Source organism: Pseudomonas sp. SDO52101_S400, from assembly GCF_054071635.1.
The window spans coordinates 1-255 of the sequence record NZ_JBSVWF010000171.1 but is presented as its reverse complement, the minus strand read 5'-3'; the positions used below and the strand labels follow the sequence as shown (position 1 = coordinate 255).

The following is a 255-nucleotide window of genomic DNA, read 5'->3' as shown; positions in this document are numbered from 1 at the left end:
CCAGACGTTCGGCGGTTTCCGGCAGGTCCTTGTGGTGTTTCGATTCGTTCGGGCGCGGTTCGGTGGTGATCAACAGACCGGCGCCGGCACGCACGGCGCCGTGGCGGTCGGTGCGTAGTTCGAAGCCTTCGCCCCGTGGCTGCCCGCCGCTCGGACGTGGATGGGTCAGGTAACCGAGGTTGATCGCGCTCGCACCGTGGTCACTGCGCAGCGCGATGCTGATTTCGCTGGTGGTGTCGTCGATGCGCAGTTCGT

The 255-nt window shown here is 66.3% G+C and carries 1 protein-coding gene; it reads right to left on the bottom strand.

Annotated features, from left to right (window positions below; genetic code table 11):
* A partial coding sequence (locus tag ACW9HX_RS29205; protein WP_457383227.1) for a type VI secretion system Vgr family protein occupies positions 1 to 255 on the bottom strand: 255 nt, incomplete at both ends.